The organism is Frankia gtarii (assembly GCF_025403375.1).
GTDB classification, from domain to species: Bacteria; Actinomycetota; Actinomycetes; order Frankiales; family Frankiaceae; genus Frankia; species Frankia gtarii.
In genome coordinates this window covers 1-14,870 of the sequence record NZ_JAMPTM010000162.1, presented here as the reverse complement: position 1 = coordinate 14,870, position 14,870 = coordinate 1, and the positions used below count along the sequence as shown (strand labels likewise).

Sequence of the window (14,870 nt, the reverse complement as noted above, 5' to 3'; positions counted from 1 at the left end):
GTCGGGCGGGACCCGGTTCTCACCTACGGCAAGGAGGATGACGACGGCGTCCGGCCGTGGGCACGCCACGACCGGACGATGGCGCAGACCGGCGTGCGCACGATGGCCCGACAGCTGCCTGGACTGCTGCGGCTCGCCTGGTCGCTGGCCTGGGAGGCCGACCGACGTGGCCTCGTCGTCATGGTCGTCCTTCGGGTGCTCGCCGGCGTCATCGAGGCGGCCGGCCTGCTCGCGGTCGCCGGCGCGCTGACCGCCGTGCTGCGCGACGGCCCCACCCCGCAGCGACTACACGATGCGCTGCCCGCCCTCGTCCTCGTCGTCGCCGCCGAGGTGTTGCGCAGCGGCCTGGCGGCGGCGACGAACCTGGTGCGGGTGCGCCTGGGCCCCCGGGTCGACCGGGTCTGCCTGGTTCGGCTGCTCGACCTCGCCACCCGCACGTCGATCATGGCCTTCGACGACCCGCGCTTCGTCGACGACCTCGACGCCGCGGAGCGGGGCGCCGCCAGCGGGCGCCAACTCGTCGACAACGCCATCGAAATGCTGACCTCCGCCGTCCGCATCGCCGCCGCGGGGGGCGTGCTCGGTGTGCTGCACCCGGTGCTGCTGCCCCTGCTGGTGCTGTCGATCCTGCCGGACGGCTGGGCGTCGCTGCGTTCGGCCCGGCTCGCTCATGCCTCCTGGCTGGGCCGGCTGCGCCAGGTCCGGCGCCAGTACATGCTGCGACACCACATGACCGACCGGGAGTGCGCCGCGGAGATCCGTTCGTTCGGCCTCGGTAGCTTCCTGCTCGACGAGTACACGACCCTCGCCCGCGAGCAGGAGGCCGAGCAGGTCCGCGTCGGACGGGGCCAGGCGGTGTACCGGTTGACCGGCGAGGCGGTGTCCGGGCTCGCCCTCGGCGCCGTCTACGGGACGCTGATCCTGCTGCTCAACGCAGGGGTGATGCCGCTGGCCGCGGGCGGCACCGCGGTGCTCGCGATCCGCACCGGCCGTAGCGCGCTCGCCTCGGCGCTGACCACTCTCAACACCGCGTACGAGAACTTCCTCTACTTCGGCGAGTACCGCGCCTGGATCGCGCAGGCGAGCCTGCTGGTGCCCGAGCCGCGGGAGCACGCCGCCCCGGCGCGGCCCGCGGTCGTCCGGGCCGAGAACATCGTCTACACCTACCCGCGCACCGACACCCCGGCCCTGCGCGGTGTCACCGTCGAGCTGCGCCGGGGGGAGGTCGTCGCGTTCGTCGGTGTGAACGGCAGCGGGAAGTCGACGCTGGCGAAGATCCTCGCCGGCCTGTACGAGCCGGACACCGGGACCGTGAGCTGGGACGGCATCGACCTCACCGACGTCGACCCGGACAGCGTCCGGGAGAGCATCTCCGTGATCCCGCAGGACTACACGCAGTGGCCGATGTCGGCCCGGCTCAACATCGCCGTCGGCCGGATCAGCCGGCTCGTCACGGACGGCCCGGACAGCGTCATCCCCGCGGCCCGCGCCACCGAGGCCGACGAGATGATCGAAAAGCTTCCGCACGGCTACGACACCTCGCTCGCCCGCCAGTACAACTCCGGCCATGACCTCTCCGGCGGCCAGTGGCAGCGGATCGCCTGCGCGCGGGCGGTCTACCGGGACGCCCCGTTCCTCATCGCCGACGAGCCGTCCGCCGCCCTCGACGCCCGCGCCGAACAGACCCTGTTCACCCTCATCCGCGAGCTGGGCCGCGACCGCACGGTCCTGCTCATCACCCACCGCCTCGCCAGCGTCCGCACCGCCGACCGCATCTACGTCCTCGACGGCGGCCTGGTCGCGGACCAGGGCAACCATGCCGAGCTGATGTCCCGCCCCGGCATCTACCGCGAGCTGTTCACCCTCCAGGCCAGCCAGTACGTCGACACCGACCCCGCTGACGCCGACGCCAACGCCGACGCGGCCGGGGCCGGGGCGGTGTGACGCCCATCGCGGTCAGGAGGTGCAGACGCTGTCCGGGTGGCCGAAGCCCGGGGCGGCCAGGTCGAAGTCGACGACGTTGTTCGGCCCGCGCACACCGTAGCGGTCCAGGACGCAACTGCGGTGGGTCGCGGTGTCGGTGACGGTGATCCGCTGGTTTCCGGCGTAGAGCGGGCTGGAGATCCAGGTGGGTGCCCCGCTGCCGGTCTGAACGGCGAACGAGGAGATCGGATAGCCCGTCGACGAACGGGCCGCTCCGCCGAAGATCACGACCTTCGCCCGGCCCGGGGCGGGTGCCCGCCCGCCGACCGTCATCCGGCCACCGAGGCGGGCGGTGTCCGGGTCGGCGAGCGTGGTCAGCGCGATGTGGCCCACGGCGGCGGAGTAGGCCCAGCCGTTGGCGCGATGGGCGAAGCGGTCGATGTAGAAGCGGGAGTGGACGTAGTCGCCGTCGCGGCGCAGCTCCGGGTAGAACTCGAACGACAGCCCCGCGGTGCGCGACCCCCAGCCGGTCGGCAGGGCGCCGCCACGGACCCGGTCGGGCTGGGCGTTGCCCATGAAGTAGCCGTTCGGGAAGACCAGCCCGCCGCCGGCCGGGAACCGGGTGTAGGTGGTGTAGCTGCCCCGCTCCTGGCAGGCGTTGACGAAGGTGTCCCCGGTCCGGGCGAGCGGGTCGTAGTGCTGGCAGGGCAGGTAGGGCCGGGCGGTCGAGCCGAGGACCAGGTCGACGCCGACCGCGCCGCCGATCGGGACGGGCCCGCCGCGCCGGTCGGTGAACCCCTCGAACGGTACGGCGACGCCGTTGCCCCGGCTGGCGTCGCCGGCGAACTGGACGGTGTCCGCGGCCCGCGCCACTCCCGGCTGGGCGACGACGAGCGTGAGCAACCCTGCCACGAGCAGTGAGATCCGCCGCCATGAGCCGGCCACTGTGGCGAGTACCGTGCCCTGGAACTGTTTCGCCGTCATCGTGTCCGCCCCCGTTCGTACGGCCCGGGCGGGCCGCCTTTGTCACAGGAAATCGGGGCCGGCCGTCCTGGCGGCGACGTTTCGCCCAACTGACACGCAATCGTTGTCGTGGCGTCACACGAGCCGCGGCGCCGACGCGGCGGAGCCGCAGCCGCGGAGTTCCCGGCCGCGTCGGGCCGGTCGCGCCTGCCTCAGTGTTCCGGGTTGGTGACCTTTCGTGGCAAGATGGAGTGATGGGTGTGCCTGGGCGCGGCGGTGAGCGGTCGTCCGGTGCGGACGAGGTGGACGAGGATTCGACCGGACCCGCAGCGCGATGGGACTTCTTCATCTCCTATACCGCCGCCGACCGGACCTGGGCGGAGTGGATCGCCTGGCACCTCGAGGGCGCGGGGTACACGGTGCTGCTGCAGGCCTGGGACTTCGTCCCCGGCAGCCATTGGATGTCCCACATGGACGAGGGCATTCGCAGCTCCGCCCGCACCCTGGCGGTGCTGTCCCGTGCCTACCTGCGTTCGGTCTACGGGCAGGCCGAATGGGAAGGGGCGTACCGGGCGGACCCGACCGGTTTCGCCCGCCGGCTGATCCCGGTTCGCGTGGAGGACTGCCCCCGGCCCGGCCTGCTGGGCGGCGTGGTGTCGTTCGACCTGTTCGACCTGGTCGCAGACGAGGCGCGCCAGCGCCTGCTCACGCAGATCGCGGTGATCCGCCGCGGCCGGGCCAAGCCCACGGCGGAGCCGCCGTTCCCCGGCCCCGTGTCCGCCGCCGATCCGCCGCAGGCGGCGAGCACCCCCCGGTGAACGGCGAACCGGCGTAACAGCATGATCATGTCGTGGCGGGTGGAATCGCTCGGTCCTGCCCCGTCATGATGCGGGCAGGACCGGCTGATCGAGACAGGCGAGACGCAGTTGACCAGGGCGAGGACGCCGCCGACGGCGCCCGGCCGGCGCCGGGCGAGCGGGCGTCGGGTCAGTAGGTGTGCCAGTCCCGGTTGGCCGGGCCGATATTGCCGGTGGCGACGGGGCCGACCCAGCGCAGGTCGGAAAGGTTGACGACGATCGCCTCCTGGGTGGTCCGGGCGATGACGACGATCGCCTCCTCGTCGGGGTCCGGGTTCTCCTCGCGGTGCGGCACCCACGGCGGTACGTAGATGTAGTCGCCGGGGCTCGTGTCGAGGCGGATCTCCTCCTCGTGCTCCAGGAACACGAAGCTCGGATGGCCGGAAACGACGTAGATGCCGGTCTCGGACCGGCCATGATGATGATCCGCGGACTTCGTCGCCGCAGCGACGTGGGTCTGGCCCATCCACAGGTCGACGGAGCCGACCGTCTTGCCGGACAGCGCCTCGACGCGGCTCATCCCGGCGGTCTGCGTGGTCTGGACAGACAGCCCGGCGGGCGTCACCCGGTGCAGCCGCTGGTGGAAGCCGTCTGCCGGCGGCGTGGCCATAGGGAACCTCCAGGATGTCGCGGGGCGCCCGGAGCGGGCGGGCGCAGTGGTGGGCTCAGGGGTGGGAACGGGTGGCGACTCGGCGGCGGTAGTTCGCCGCGGCGGCCTTCTCGCCGCAGCGGCGCATCGAACACCAACGCCGCCGCCCGGACGGGGAGCGATCGTAGAACAGCGTCGCGCAGCCGTCGCTGTCGCAGGCCCGGATCCGGCCGAGATCCGGGCCGGCGAGCAGGTTGATCGCGTCGCGGGCGATGACGGACAGCGCGGCGGCGGCGTCGGGTTCGGCGACCGCGGCCCGCGTCCGGCCACCCGGGCCGAGCAGGAACACCGGTGTGGGATGCCGACCAATCGTATTGATCAGTCGAATGTCCTCGGCGGCGGGCGGAGCACCGGCGATCAGGCTCCGGGTCGTGTCGTTGACCGCGGCCCGCAGAGTGCGTGCGTCGAGCAGGTCCTGCTCGGTGAGGCCGCCGGCCGCGGCGGGCAGACCCTCGGCCTCGAACCAGCCGGTGAGCTCCGCCGGGGTGCCGAGCAGCTCGATGCGCCGCTCGGGCCAGTCGCGCACGGTAGCGACGAAGTCCAGACAGAGGCTGCCCGCGCTGTGGTCGAACTCCGTCATCGCACCGGCCTCGCGCACGGACGACCTCCTCGGACAGCGATGTCTGCGGGCAGGGCCACGGCGGGAGAGCCCGCCTCCGTCATGCCATCAAGGATTGACGAATCATGGCGCATTGGACGTTAGCACGAAATCACAGGGGGATCTCGGCCGATAGCGATGGGAGCGTCACTGGTTGATACCACCGCGTCCGCACGCCGGCGAGTCTCGCGCGGACGCGGCTGAGCATGCCGTCGACCTGCTCGACCGGGCCGGCATCGTCAACCCGCACCGAGCCGCCGGCAGCCACCTGCCCGCGGCGACCACGTAACCACGCGACCACGCGAGGATGGTCTATGGAGTCGGGATGAACAGGGTCCCGCCGGTCCGACCTGTGCGGGGCGGCGAGGAGATGGCGTACGGGATGCTGGTCAGGTCGTTGGGATCGACCGTCCAGGTGGATGTGGTCGTCGCGGACGGGTTCGGGGATCCGCTCCCGCCGCACGGAGCGGTCGGGTACGCGCACGGGGGTCCGGCGACAGCCGGCACGATGGGCGCCGGGAACGGGCGTCCGTTCTCCTGCACGGTGCTGACCTGCGAGTCGCCGTCGGGCGCTTTCCGCGTTGAACAGGAGATCGTCGCGAGGACTGTTCCGACCACGACGATGCCGGAGCCGATCCGTGACCGTGTCATCGACGCGGACCGTACCTCGCATTGTGAACCGTTATCTTATTGTGAGAAGTTATGCGATTCAGGTATCGATCATGACATTGTTTCCGCTCCCAGTGCCCGTCCCGAACATCTGACCCCGGCATCGGGACGCCTCGTCATCGACGCGAACGGTGCGAAATCGGGCGCCGCGGGTGGCGGGTACGGGAGGCGGGTGACATCGGCGGATGATGGCCGACAGTCGGTACGGTCAGTGGGAATGCCGGCGCGATCCCCGCATCCGGCGTCCGATCGCGACGCTGGGAAACATCACCTCGGACGGCATTCCCCATCTCGCCTCCGAGGTGCAGCTGCTCTACAAAGCGGCGTCACCGCGGCCGAAGGACGAGTTGGACCTGGTAGCGGCACTGCCGGTCCTCACCGCAACGCAGCGCCGATGGCTCGCCGACGCGCTCACCCTCGTGCATCCCGGACGTCCATGGCGCGACCGGCTTTCGCCATCACGGTAGGAGGCGCATGGACGGGCAGGTGACATGTCTGCAGGTGCAGTGCACGACCTGGCCGGCGTTCACGCGTGATTCCCCTGCTCTGCCGCTGACGGGGCTTCGCTCGGGCATCACGGTCTCCGGGGGAGGCGGACGGTCGTGGGCCTGCCGGCCATCCGCTCATGGCCGCTGTCGGCCGGTGGGCCACCGGTGCCGCCGCCCCCGCTGTGCCGCCGGCCGCTGGTGAAGGCGACCGTCCGGCATGGCACCCGCGCCGCTGCTTGCGGTCAGGAAGACCTGACGCGATTCCCGGTCGTAAGGTTGCTCCGGCGTGGGGGAATGTGACCTGGGATACGGGTCGAATGGCCGGTCGGTGTGGGGTCGATCGACCGTGTCGAAGCGGGAATTGTGACCCGCGCGACGCGGATTCATTGCTCCCGCCTTAATGGGTGTGACCGTCGTTACGAATCGCGGCGAATGTGAGCGCCATTACTGTGGTCTGGGTCATATCGGCTGGATGGCGGTGTCGATTGCGGTCCGGATCACGTCGACAGTGCTGTCGAAAGTGGTGGGGTGAGCGCACAATGGATACCGGAGGGCGACAGTGGCCGGCCCTCCCGTAGCAATAACTTCAAGGAGTTCTTCATGCGTACCCAGAATTCCGTTGTTACCTCCCTGCGGACGACGCTGACCTCCCACCGCGCCGTGCGGGCCCAGCGCCGCGAACTGGCGATGCTGCTTTCCGACCCCGAGCTCTCGCCGTCCGCCCGCCAGGAGATGGTGGCGATCCTCGCCCGCGACGAGGACGTTCTGACGTCCGTCGGCGTTCCGGCGCAGCGTCGCGGTGGGGCGTCGCGCGAGCACGCCGGCGCGGGATCGTTCCGCTCCGCCTGAGAAGGCCGGACGGCACCGTCAGGGCCGACTTCCAGCCGTGACTCGCGGCACCACAAAGCCTCCGTGGATCTTCTCCGCCGCGGAGGCTTTTTCCTTCTCGGGTTCGACCTCGTCGTGCTCGGGTTCGACCTCGTCGTGGCGGTGTGGCGAACCCGAGCCCCAGCGGTTCGCGCGTCAGACGGCTGACCAACCGCCGTCGACGCTCAGCGTGGCCCCGTGGATGTTGACGGCGTCGTCGCCGGCGAGGAACACAACCGCTCGGCCGATCTCCGCGGGCTTGCTGAACCGCCGCGACGGAATTCGTGCGATCAGCGGTGCGAGGTGGTCGGCGTACTGCTCGACGCGGCGGGTGAGCGTGGGGCCGGGGGCGATGGTGTTCACCCGGACGCCTGCCGGGCCGTACTCGTCGGCCCACGACTTCGTCAGCGAGTGCACGGCCGCCTTCGTCGCGCTGTACAGGGCCGAGCCACCCATCCCGATCAGGCCGTTGATGGAGCCGATGTTGATGACGGCTCCGCTGCCGCGGGCCGCCATGGCGGGTGCGACGACGCCGGTGAGCAGGAACGTCGCCGTGACGTTGATGGCGAGCGCGGCGTTGATGAACGCCTCGTCCACCTCCGCCGTGGGCTCCGGCGATATGATCATCGCCGCGTTGTTGACCAGGATGTCCGGCACGCCGCCGACGGCGGCGCGGGCGGCATCGGCCAGTGCCCGCACGGCGGTGGCGCCGGCGGCGAGGTCGGCGGGGACGAACGAGGCCCGCCCGCCGGCCGCGCTGATCGCACGGGTGACCTCGGCGCCGCGCCCGGCGTCGCGACCGCTGATCACCACGTGGGCGCCGGCGGCGGCGAGCTCGGCCGCGATCGCGGCGCCGATGCCGTCGGTCGAGCCGGTGACGAGAGCGCTGCGTCCAGCCAGCGAGGTGGTCGACATGGGGGTCCTTCCGGTGGTGGTTGCTCGAACGCTGAAAGTCGCGCGCGGCCCAATCTGCCTGGGATAAAGTGGACCCGCAAGTCCAGAAATTGGCGGGATGGGAGGGGCGGCCGTGCCGAGCAGGCTGACGTCGAAGGGCAGCGCGACCCGGCAACGGATCATCGAGGGGGCGGCGGCCGAGATCCGCGAGCGCGGGGTCATGGCGACCACGCTGGACGACGTCCGGGCCCGCACCGGCACCAGCAAGAGCCAGCTCTTCCACTACTTCCCGACCGGCAAGGAGGAGCTGCTGCTGGCCGTGGCCCGGTTCGAGGCCGACCGTGTCATCGCCGACCAGCAGCCCCAGCTCGGCGACCTCACCTCCTGGCCGGCGTGGCTCGCGTGGCGGGACAAGGTCGTCGCCCGCTATCGCGAGCAGGGGCGGCACTGTCCGCTGAGCGTGCTGGTGTCGCAGCTCGGGCGCAGCACCCCCGGTGCTCAGGCGGTCGTCACGGAGCTGATGAACCAGTGGCAGGCGGAGATCGCCACCGGCATCCGCGCGATGCAGCGGGCCGGCGAGATCTCCCCGCTGCTGGCGGCCGAGCGGCAGGCCGCGGCGTTGATCGCCGGCATTCAGGGCGGCGTGCTCATGCTGCTGTCCACCGGCAGCACCACCCATCTGGAAGCGGCCCTGGACGTCGCCATCGACGGGCTACGCCGTTGCCGACCCGCCCTCGGTGGCGGTGAGCGCGGTGGCGGTTCGCCGGATGTCGGCCAGGTGGTGAATCCCCTCGTGCAGCGCGTTGCGGAGCAGCCAGCGGGCGGTGCGTTCCTCGTCGGGTAGGCGCACCACCGTCCGTTCCCAGTCCTGCGGCGCGACCCGGCCGGCCTCGTCGCGCAGGCCCCACGCGTTGGCGGCGAGCTCGGCCAGCACCGCGGCCGGGTCGAGCTCGTTGTAGCGGAACCGGTGGGCGCGCAGGTCGTTGAGCATCGGCTCGACGACGGGCCGGGCCTCGGTGCGGGCCCGGTACAGGCGGATGGTGGAGGTCGCGAGGACGTCCCGCAGGTGGCAGACGTATTCGAGCACGGACCACGTGCTGGGCGTGGGCCGTTTGCGCAGCAGGTCGGGGCCGGTGGCGGTGACGGCCTGCGCCACCCGCGTCGACAGCGCCGCGATCTCCGCCAGGACCCCCTCCACGGTGCGCGCCGGGTAGGAGAAACCGCAGTCGGCGCATTCGTGCGTCTCGCCCACCAGCGCGGGCGGGCCGGTCGAGTGTCCCGCCGGCGGATGGCTGGTCATCGGACTTGCGGCGTGGGGACCCCGCCGTTCACGGCGGGGAGGAAACGCCGTCCCGTCTTGCCCATTGGTTGACGTCCTTGTCGTAGAATTGTGGAATGTCCCGTTACCGGCTTTATCCGGCCGTCGAGCGGGCGGTTGTGATGGAAGTCCATTGCGGGCATGCGCGGTATGTGTGGAATCCTGCGGTGGAACAGCAGTCGTGGTGGAATCCGCGGCGTGGACCGGCGCCGGGATACCACGAGCAGTCCCGGCAGTTGACCGAAGCACGCCGGGATAATCCGTGGCTGGCGGCCGGGTCGCAGACCGTTCAGTAGCAGTAGCAGGCGTTGCGGGATTTCGGGGCCTGCGGGTGTCAGGCGCACGCCGACGTGAACGCGGCACGCAGCATCGCCCTGGGGCATCGGTGGGAAACCACGTGGGTGACTGCGCGGGGAGGCGACGCCACCAGCCGGCCTGTGAACCGCGAACCTCAACACCGCACGCCCCCTCTCCCGGTGGATGGGTAGATGTTGGAATCCCCCGCCGCCAGACGGAGGGGGATGTCAACACGCGATCGTAGGTGGCGCGCGGGCCCACCGGAGCGGGCGGGAGGCGGGCCCACCAGAGCAGGCGGGAGAGATCTTCGTCGACCGGCGGCGCGGCGCCCACGGAGGCGGCCCGGGGGACGCCACGCGCGACTCGGTCGCTAAAGAATCTAGTGAATTTGGCGCATCGCTCGACACTGCGCCCGTCGACGGGAAATGCTGGCCCTCGCGCGAAAGCAGAGGTGGGAGGCAGCCATGACGACGGAATCGACGACGACCGCGGGCGAGGCAGCGGACCGGCCGGTGGTGGCCGAGGGGCCGGTGCTGCTCGACGTGGGCGACGACGGCGTCGGAGTGGTGACGCTGAACCGGCCGGAGCGGCGCAACGGCTGGAACCCCGAGATGGAGAACCGCTACTTCGACGTCCTCACGCAGGCCGACCGCGACCCGGCGATCCGCGCGCTGATCGTCACCGGCGCGGGCACCACGTTCTGCCCGGGGGTCGACACCGGCCGGCTCGGGCAGATCGCGGGCAAGCCGATGGACAACACCGGCCGTCGCTCGCCGGTGCGGGCCTGGTCGGTGCGCAAGCCGATGATTGCGGCGATCAACGGCGCCTGCGCGGGCATGGGCCTGGTGCAGGCGCTGCTGTGCGACGTGCGCTTCGCCGCCCGCGGCGCGCGCCTGACCACCGCCTTCGCCCGCCGGGGCCTGGCCGGCGAGTTCGGCATCACCTGGCTGCTGCCCCGCCTCATCGGCCAGGAGCGGGCCGCGGACCTGCTGCTGTCGGGCCGGGTGTTCGACGCCGACGAGGCCCGCGAGCTCGGCGTCGTCACCCGGGTGGTGGATTCCGCGCAGCTCCTGCCCGCCGCGCGCGCCTACGCCGCGGACATCGCGGCGAACTGCTCACCGATGTCGCTGGCGCTGATCCGCCACCAGCTCCGCACGGACAGCACCGGCGAGCTCGACGCGGCGCTCGGCCGCACCTACCGGGCGATGGCCGCCGCCGCCGTCGGCCCGGACTTTCGCGAGGGCATCGACAGCTTCCTGGCGAAGCGCCCCCCGTCGTTCCCCCCGCTCGCCGACGACCTCGACCCGGCCGCGATCACCGGCGCCCCGCTGCCCGAGCTGGACTTCGACCCGTCGCGGGCCCCGGGCCGTCCCTGACCATCGCAGGAGGAGATCTCTGATGACGGCAACGGTGCGTATCGACATGGCCGGCAAGGTCGCGCTGGTCACCGGCGGCGGTTATGGAATGGGACGGGCCTCGGCCCGGCGGTTCGCCGAATGCGGCGCGGCCGTGGTCGTCGCCGACATCAATCCCGACACGGGGCCGGAGACGGTCGAGCTGATCCGGGCGGCGGGGGGGCAGGCGACGTTCGTCCACGCCGACGTCGGCCAGCCGGACGCGGTGCGGGACATGGTCGACGTCACGGTCGCCACCTACGGCGGGCTGGACTACGCCCACAACAACGCCGGCATCGTCGAGTCCCAGGACCCGGTCGTCAGCTACCCCGAACAGCTCTGGGAACGAATCCTGCGCACCAACCTGACCAGCGTCTTCCTGTGCCTGAAGTACGAGATCCCGCGGATGCTGGAGCGCGGCGGCGGGGCCATCGTCAACGTGGCGTCGGAGTCGACGTACAAGGGCAACGTCGCCGACATCGGGTACACGGCCAGCAAGCACGGCGTGGTGGGCCTGACCACGGCCGCCGCCCTGCAGTACGCGCGGCGCAACATCCGGGTCAACGCGGTCGCGCCCGGCAACGTCGAGACCGGCATCGTCGAGCGGGCCCGCCAGTACCTGACGCCGGAGCAGATGCGGGCGATGGAACTGGCCCAGCCGATCCGCCGGCTCAGCCGCCCGGAGGAGATCGCCGAGGTGGTCGTCTGGCTGTGCTCGGACGCCGCCGTGCTCGTCAACGCCGCCAAGATCGCCGCCGACACCGGCTGGCACGTCGCCTGACCGGGCGCCGGGCGCCGGGCGCCGAACACCGGGCGGCGGGCGGCGGCGGCGCCGCGTTGCTGCGGCGCCGCCCGGCGAGCAGCGTCAGCGCCAGGCCCAGCGCGGCTCGCGCTTGTCCAGGTAGGCGCGGCGCGCCTCCCCGGCGTCGTCGAGCCGGCTGACCCGCGCGGTGTAGTCCTGTTCCAGCCGGTAGCCCTCGTCGAGGGGGAGGTCCTCGACCCGGTTCATCGACTCCTTGGACAGCCGTAGCGCCAGCGGGCTCTTCGCCGCGATCTCCGCGGCCAGGGCGCGCGCGGTGGCGGCGAGTTCCGCGCGGGGCACCAGGGCGGCGGCGGCCCCGAGCCGGTAGAACTCGGCGGCGGGCACACGCCGGCCGGTCAGCGCCATCTCGCGGGTCTTCATCGGGCCGACGAGCCGCTGCACGTGCCGGGTGCCGCCGAGCACGCCCACGTCGATCTCGGGCAGGGAGAAGAACGCCTCTTCGGCGAGGACCACCAGGTCGCAACAGCCGACCAGGGCGGCCCCGGCGCCGACGCACGCGCCGCCGACCGCCGCGACGACCGGCAGGCCGCCGTCCCGGATGCCGGCGAGGCAGCCGCGCACCACGGAGCCGGGATCGATGAGGTCGATCAGGCTCTCCTCGGGCAGCAGCTCCCGGCGGTTGTAGCGGCGGTCCGACTCGGTGATGTCGGCGCCGGCGCAGAAGATGCGCTCGAAGTCGGAGGCGAGGATCGCGACGGTGGCCTCGTCACCTCGGCCGAGCTCGGTGAACACCTGCCCGATCTCGCGCATCATGGGCGCGCTCAGCGCGTTGCGCGGGGGGCGGGCGAGGGTGACCGTGGCGATGCGGTCAGCGATCTCGACCCGGACGAACTTGGGCTCTTCCACCGCCGGGGCTCCTTCGGGTGACGGATGAATAGATAAACGATATGACTATACGAGGGTGACGTGCGACACGGGCGGCCCGGCGACGACGCAAGCGGGAGGACATCATGACGATGGGACGCGCGGAGACGGCCTCGACGGAAGTGGCGCGATGACGGCGCCCGCCGGCACGGGACCACTCGCCGGCACGGGACGACTCGCCGGCAAGGTCGCCTTCATCACCGGGATCGCCCGCGGGCAGGGCCGTTCCCACGCGGTCGCGCTCGCCCGCGAGGGCGCCGACATCATCGGCATCGACCGGGCCGCCGACGTCGAGACGATGGGCTACCCGCTGGGCACCGTCGAGGAGCTGGCCGAGACCGTCGCCCTCGTCGAGAAGACCGGCCGGCGGATCATCGCCCGCGTCGGCGACGTGCGCGACCGGGCGGCGATCGAGGACCTGCTCGCCACCGGCGTGCGCGAACTCGGTGGCCTGGACATCGTCGTGGCGAGCGCCGGGATCTCCCCACCCGCGCGCCGGCTGTGGGAGATCCCGCCGCAGCAGTGGGACGATGTGATCGGGATCAACCTCACCGGCGTCTTCCACACCCTCGCCGCGTCCGTCCCGCACCTGCTCGCCGGGCGCAAGGGCGGCTCGATCATCGTGATCAGCTCGGGCGCGGCGCTCAACCGGGTGCCGAACCTGTCGGACTACGTCACCTCGAAGAACGGCGTGATCGGGATGGCGATGTCGCTGGCCAACGAGGTGGCGCATCGCCAGATCCGGGTGAACGTCATCGCCCCGGGCACCGTGGACACCCCGATGGTCACCGCCAACACCCAGCAGTTCCACCTGTTCCGCCCGGACCTGCCGAACCCGACGGTGGACGACTGCAAGGAGGGTTTCGCCGCGTCGATGCCGATGGGCCGGCCGTGGCTCGACCCCGAGGACATCTCCTCGGCCGTGGTGTTCCTGTCCAGCGACGAGGCCCGTTGGATCAGCGGCGTTGTCCTCCCCGTCGACCAGGGCAACACCAACCGCCGCTACTGATCCGCCGGACCTGGCCGCCCGGGATCGCCCGGCTGGACCGCCGCCCGGCCGGGCCGGGTTCGGGCGGGGCGGACGAGGTTCACGGTTTCGAAGACCGCCCGCAGGCCGCCGTCGGCGCCGCGCAGCTCGCCGCGGCCGAGAATCCGCCCGCTGGCTGCCTGCGGCGTCTGGACCCGGTAGAGGTGCCAGTCACGGACGTCGAGGTCGTTCAGGTAGGTGACGGTCACGGTGAGGACCACCGCCTGCAGCTCAGCGCGGGGCGGCAAAGCGATCCCGCCGTTGAGCATGCCGTCGGCGATCGCCAGCGTCTCGACCGTGTGCGCGACCAGGGCCCGCCAGATGGTCGGGTCGTCGGGGGCGGCCGGGATCCGGGTCCAGAGGTCGAGCTGTCGGGGTGCGCGGCGCGGCATCACCGCCGCCTCCCAGGGCAGCAGGGCGCGGCGGACGGGTTCGGCGTCGGCGGGGCGTCCGACGCCCGTGGCGGGGGAGTCGAACCGGTGGAAGTCCGGCTCGTCCGCGGTGAGCATCACCTGCGCCCGGCTGAGCTGCTCGGCACCCTGGCGCAGGGACAGCGCGAACGACTCCACCGACCGGCCCGCTGCGAGCCGCTCCACGTCGATCTCCAGCGCCACGTCGGCGCGGCCGCCGCGGATGAACACCGTCTGCAGGGTGTGCAGCCGCTTACCGGGCGCCAGCCGCTCGGCCAGGACGACCTGCTGGCCGAGCTGCTGGGCGCCGAGGACGCCCCCATGCCCACTCGGGACGGACCGTGCCGACGTCGTGGGCGGCGTCGGCGTCAGGTCGAGCACCTCCAGCAGCTCCGGGAGGGTGAACAGGGTCCGCACCCAGTCCGGCTCGTAGCGAGGCCTGCCCGGACCGACGGCGGCCGGGTCGGGCTCGCCGTCGCTCCGCTCCGATCCGGCGATCCGGGCTGGGAGCGTCTCCTCCAGGAACTCTGCCACCTCGACGGTCCCGTCCTCTCGCGCCCGGCCAGGCGGCTGTCGCCGGCTGTGCAGCCATCGAAACGCAGCAGGCGCGGCCGGTGACCGGCGCGAGTGGCCGAGTGCACAACCGCGACTGATCCGCCGCCGCGGACCGTCGGTGGCGGCGGACGGATCAGGCCAGGTGAGGGCGGGGGCTGGGGCCGCGCAGGCCCTCCAGTCGGGCGACGCGCCAGGACCAGGCGACGGTGATCGCCACCGCGGTCGCGGTCACGGTCATGCCGGTGACCCCGCGGATCGCGACGAACACGGCGGT

General features: G+C 72.0%; 15 protein-coding genes and 2 pseudogenes. 10 read left to right on the top strand and 7 right to left on the bottom strand.

Features of this window, described 5'->3' with window-relative positions:
• Window positions 1-1,944: ABC transporter ATP-binding protein (locus tag NBZ83_RS21065; protein ID WP_261575644.1), on the top strand; the 1,944-nt coding region annotated here is incomplete at its 5' end.
• A 12-nt stretch (window positions 1,945-1,956) separates the two neighbouring features.
• Here the strand turns inward: NBZ83_RS21065 and NBZ83_RS21060 are convergent.
• Entirely contained in the window at window positions 1,957-2,907 is a 951-nt protein-coding gene (locus NBZ83_RS21060) for a hypothetical protein (protein ID WP_261566243.1), read from the bottom strand.
• 233 nt (window positions 2,908-3,140) lie between these two features.
• On the opposite strand from NBZ83_RS21060, the gene NBZ83_RS21055 reads away from it, so the two are divergent.
• Window positions 3,141-3,704 carry a toll/interleukin-1 receptor domain-containing protein gene (locus NBZ83_RS21055; protein WP_261566244.1) on the top strand — a complete coding sequence of 188 codons (564 nt, stop codon included), beginning with the start codon at window positions 3,141-3,143 and terminating at the stop codon, window positions 3,702-3,704.
• Between the two features lie 169 nt (window positions 3,705-3,873).
• Here the strand turns inward: NBZ83_RS21055 and NBZ83_RS21050 are convergent, their stop codons facing one another.
• Together NBZ83_RS21050 and NBZ83_RS21045 are read right to left on the bottom strand one after the other, a co-directional pair.
• On the bottom strand, window positions 3,874-4,353 hold the full coding sequence (locus NBZ83_RS21050; RefSeq protein ID WP_261566245.1) for a cupin domain-containing protein: 480 nt from the start codon (window positions 4,351-4,353) through the stop codon (window positions 3,874-3,876).
• 55 nt (window positions 4,354-4,408) lie between these two features.
• Window positions 4,409-4,990: a CGNR zinc finger domain-containing protein gene (locus NBZ83_RS21045; protein WP_261566246.1), complete on the bottom strand. Its 582-nt coding sequence runs from the start codon at window positions 4,988-4,990 to the stop codon at window positions 4,409-4,411.
• A gap of 154 nt (window positions 4,991-5,144) precedes the next feature.
• Between NBZ83_RS21045 and NBZ83_RS21040 the strand changes: the two genes are divergently transcribed.
• The 3 genes from NBZ83_RS21040 to NBZ83_RS21030 all read left to right on the top strand — a co-directional run bounded on the left by NBZ83_RS21040 (window position 5,145) and on the right by NBZ83_RS21030 (window position 6,996).
• Window positions 5,145-5,279 (top strand): hypothetical protein, encoded by a 135-nt coding sequence (locus tag NBZ83_RS21040; protein WP_261575643.1) that lies wholly within the window; start codon window positions 5,145-5,147, stop codon window positions 5,277-5,279.
• A 568-nt stretch (window positions 5,280-5,847) separates the two neighbouring features.
• A complete protein-coding gene (locus NBZ83_RS21035; RefSeq protein WP_261575641.1) occupies window positions 5,848-6,126 on the top strand; it encodes a hypothetical protein in 279 nt (92 codons plus the stop codon).
• 621 nt (window positions 6,127-6,747) lie between these two features.
• Window positions 6,748-6,996, top strand: coding sequence for a hypothetical protein (locus NBZ83_RS21030; RefSeq protein WP_261566248.1), 249 nt, complete (start codon window positions 6,748-6,750; stop codon window positions 6,994-6,996).
• A gap of 174 nt (window positions 6,997-7,170) precedes the next feature.
• On the opposite strand, the gene NBZ83_RS21025 is transcribed toward NBZ83_RS21030, so the two are convergent.
• Window positions 7,171-7,929, bottom strand: coding sequence for an SDR family NAD(P)-dependent oxidoreductase (locus NBZ83_RS21025; RefSeq protein WP_261566249.1), 759 nt, complete (start codon window positions 7,927-7,929; stop codon window positions 7,171-7,173).
• Between the two features lie 97 nt (window positions 7,930-8,026).
• On the opposite strand from NBZ83_RS21025, the pseudogene NBZ83_RS33935 reads away from it, so the two are divergent.
• Window positions 8,027-8,590 (top strand): annotated as a pseudogene (locus NBZ83_RS33935) (TetR/AcrR family transcriptional regulator); the annotation flags it as partial.
• A gap of 30 nt (window positions 8,591-8,620) precedes the next feature.
• Here NBZ83_RS33935 and NBZ83_RS21015 read toward each other — a convergent pair.
• Complete coding sequence (locus tag NBZ83_RS21015) at window positions 8,621-9,208, bottom strand: DinB family protein (protein WP_261566250.1); 588 nt, start codon at window positions 9,206-9,208, stop codon at window positions 8,621-8,623.
• Between the two features lie 95 nt (window positions 9,209-9,303).
• Between NBZ83_RS21015 and NBZ83_RS21010 the strand changes: the two are divergent.
• The 3 genes and pseudogenes from NBZ83_RS21010 to NBZ83_RS21000 all read left to right on the top strand — a co-directional run.
• A pseudogene (locus tag NBZ83_RS21010) lies at window positions 9,304-9,519 on the top strand (helix-turn-helix domain-containing protein); the annotation flags it as partial.
• A 468-nt stretch (window positions 9,520-9,987) separates the two neighbouring features.
• Window positions 9,988-10,899: an enoyl-CoA hydratase-related protein gene (locus NBZ83_RS21005; RefSeq protein WP_261566252.1), complete on the top strand. Its 912-nt coding sequence runs from the start codon at window positions 9,988-9,990 to the stop codon at window positions 10,897-10,899.
• A gap of 22 nt (window positions 10,900-10,921) precedes the next feature.
• Complete coding sequence (locus tag NBZ83_RS21000; protein ID WP_261566253.1) at window positions 10,922-11,698, top strand: SDR family NAD(P)-dependent oxidoreductase; 777 nt, start codon at window positions 10,922-10,924, stop codon at window positions 11,696-11,698.
• Between the two features lie 84 nt (window positions 11,699-11,782).
• Here NBZ83_RS21000 and NBZ83_RS20995 read toward each other — a convergent pair whose 3' ends face one another.
• The gene (locus NBZ83_RS20995) at window positions 11,783-12,586 is read right to left on the bottom strand and encodes an enoyl-CoA hydratase-related protein (protein WP_261566254.1); all 804 of its coding nucleotides are present in this window, start codon (window positions 12,584-12,586) and stop codon (window positions 11,783-11,785) included.
• A gap of 148 nt (window positions 12,587-12,734) precedes the next feature.
• Between NBZ83_RS20995 and NBZ83_RS20990 the strand changes: the two genes are divergently transcribed.
• Window positions 12,735-13,613, top strand: a complete 879-nt coding sequence (locus tag NBZ83_RS20990) for a mycofactocin-coupled SDR family oxidoreductase (RefSeq protein ID WP_261566255.1) — start codon at window positions 12,735-12,737, stop codon at window positions 13,611-13,613.
• On the opposite strand, the gene NBZ83_RS20985 is transcribed toward NBZ83_RS20990, so the two are convergent.
• Window positions 13,607-14,575 (bottom strand): acyl-CoA thioesterase, encoded by a 969-nt coding sequence (locus tag NBZ83_RS20985; protein WP_261575640.1) that lies wholly within the window; start codon window positions 14,573-14,575, stop codon window positions 13,607-13,609. The two genes, NBZ83_RS20990 and NBZ83_RS20985, sit on opposite strands and share 7 nt — an antisense overlap.
• Window positions 14,576-14,870 lie beyond the last annotated feature (295 nt).

What these genes read in the sequence shown, in the direction of transcription:
- NBZ83_RS21055 (WP_261566244.1), top strand. Translation starts at nt 3,141, where the DNA reads ATGGGTGTGCCTGGGCGCGGCGGTGAGCGGTCGTCCGGTGCGGACGAG.
- NBZ83_RS21060 (WP_261566243.1), bottom strand. Translation starts at nt 2,907, where the DNA reads ATGACGGCGAAACAGTTCCAGGGCACGGTACTCGCCACAGTGGCCGGC.
- NBZ83_RS21005 (WP_261566252.1), top strand. Translation starts at nt 9,988, where the DNA reads ATGACGACGGAATCGACGACGACCGCGGGCGAGGCAGCGGACCGGCCG.
- NBZ83_RS21030 (WP_261566248.1), top strand. Translation starts at nt 6,748, where the DNA reads ATGCGTACCCAGAATTCCGTTGTTACCTCCCTGCGGACGACGCTGACC.
- NBZ83_RS21015 (WP_261566250.1), bottom strand. Translation starts at nt 9,208, where the DNA reads ATGACCAGCCATCCGCCGGCGGGACACTCGACCGGCCCGCCCGCGCTG.
- NBZ83_RS21000 (WP_261566253.1), top strand. Translation starts at nt 10,922, where the DNA reads ATGACGGCAACGGTGCGTATCGACATGGCCGGCAAGGTCGCGCTGGTC.
- NBZ83_RS21035 (WP_261575641.1), top strand. Translation starts at nt 5,848, where the DNA reads ATGGCCGACAGTCGGTACGGTCAGTGGGAATGCCGGCGCGATCCCCGC.
- NBZ83_RS21025 (WP_261566249.1), bottom strand. Translation starts at nt 7,929, where the DNA reads ATGTCGACCACCTCGCTGGCTGGACGCAGCGCTCTCGTCACCGGCTCG.
- NBZ83_RS20990 (WP_261566255.1), top strand. Translation starts at nt 12,735, where the DNA reads ATGACGGCGCCCGCCGGCACGGGACCACTCGCCGGCACGGGACGACTC.
- NBZ83_RS21050 (WP_261566245.1), bottom strand. Translation starts at nt 4,353, where the DNA reads ATGGCCACGCCGCCGGCAGACGGCTTCCACCAGCGGCTGCACCGGGTG.